We start from the raw sequence: 1,637 nt of genomic DNA on the forward strand, positions 1-1,637 counted from the left end.
CGCTCCTGCTGCTCGTCGCGAGCCCCGCCGACGCGGGCCCGGACGAGATCCTGCTGCCGGTGCCCACCGTCACGGTCTACCCGGGCGACACGATCAAGGACTCGATGCTGCGGATGCAGGCCTACCCGTCGAGCTACCGGGCGCGGCAGGCCGTGATCGACGCGCCGCTCGCCATCGCGGGCCGCACCGCGCGGCGCATGCTGCTGCCCGGCGAGCCGGTGCCGGTGAACGCGGTCGACGACCCCCGCCTCGTCAGCCGGGGCGCGCTCACGCAGATGATCTTCGAGGAGAACGGCCTCGTCATCACGGCGGTCGGCGCGCCGCTCCAGAACGGGGGTCTCGGCGAGACCATCCGGGTGCGCAACGCCGACACCAACCGCATCGTGCTCGGCACCGTGCTGGCGGACGGGCGCATCAAGATCGGGGCGCAGTGATGCCGCTCCCGATGCGCCGCCTCGTCCTCGCGCTGCTGGCGGTCCTGCTCGCGGGGCCGGCCCTGGTCCCGGCCGGGCCGGCGCTCGCCGGCACCCGGATCAAGGACATCGCCACGCTCAAGGGCGTGCGCGACAACCAGCTCTTCGGCTACGGCCTCGTCACCGGCCTGCAGGGCACGGGCGACACCTTGCGCAACGCGCAATTCACCGAGCAGTCGCTGCAATCGCTGCTCGACCGGCTCGGCATCAACGTGCGCGACGCGCGCCTGCGCACCCGCAACATCGCGGCCGTGATGGTGACTGCCGACCTGCCGCCCTACACCGGCACGGGCTCGCGCATCGACGTCACCGTGACCTCGATGGGCGACGCCACCTCGCTCAGGGGCGGCACGCTCCTGATGACGCCGCTCACCGGCGGCGACGGCCTCGTCTACGCCGCCGCGCAGGGGCCGCTCGCGGTCTCGGGGTTCAACGTGCAGGGGCAGGCCGAGCAGCTGACGCAAGGGGTGCCGACGGCCGGGCGCATCCCGAACGGCGCGCTGATCGAGCGCGAGGTGCCGGGCACCTTCCGCGAGCTGCCCGAGCTGGTCTTCGAATTGAAGAACCCCGACTTCAAGACCGCGACCCTGGTGGCGGACGCGATCAACGCGTGGTCGATGGCCCGCTTCCGCCGCCGCATCGCGAGCCCGCGCGACCAGCGCTCGGTGGTGGTGCTGCGCGGGCGCGACGCGACGCAGACCCGGCTGGTGGCCGAGATCGGCGACCTGACAGTCCAGCCCGACATCCCCGCCAAGGTGGTGGTCGATCAGCGCACCGGCACGGTGGTGATCGGGCGCAACGTCCAGATCTCCACGGTGGCGGTGACGCACGGCAACCTCACGGTCCGGGTCACCGAGACGCCGGAGGTGGCCCAGCCCGCGCCGTTCTCCCGCGGCGAGACGGTGGTGGTGCCGCGCACCGAGGTGGCGGCCCGCGAGGAGCAGGGCAAGCTCGCCATCGTGGGCGGCTCGGACCTGCAGACCCTGGTGCGCGGCCTCAACTCGGTCGGCCTGAAGCCCACCGACATCATCGCGATCCTGCAGGCGGTGAAGACCGCCGGCGCCCTCCAGGCGGAGCTGGTGGTGCAATGAGAGCCCTGCCCACCCTGTCCCTCACCCTCCTCCTCGGCCTCGCCGCCTCCCCCGCGCTCGCGGCGGGCGGCGG

The 1,637-nt window shown here is 73.1% G+C and carries 2 protein-coding genes; both read left to right on the forward strand.

Translation table 11 applies throughout. From position 1 onward, the window contains the following. Window positions 1–5 precede the first annotated feature (5 nt). A complete protein-coding gene (flgA, locus tag AX737_RS21660; RefSeq protein WP_082773215.1) occupies window positions 6–434 on the forward strand; it encodes a flagellar basal body P-ring formation chaperone FlgA in 429 nt (142 codons plus the stop codon). Between the two features lie 11 nt (window positions 435–445). Beyond that, entirely contained in the window at window positions 446–1,564 is a 1,119-nt protein-coding gene (gene flgI, locus AX737_RS21665) for a flagellar basal body P-ring protein FlgI (protein ID WP_066924817.1), read from the forward strand. Window positions 1,565–1,637 lie beyond the last annotated feature (73 nt).

The sequence above is a fragment of the Methylobacterium sp. CCH5-D2 genome, assembly GCF_001556475.1.
In the GTDB taxonomy this organism is placed as follows: domain Bacteria; phylum Pseudomonadota; class Alphaproteobacteria; order Rhizobiales; family Beijerinckiaceae; genus Methylobacterium; species Methylobacterium hispanicum.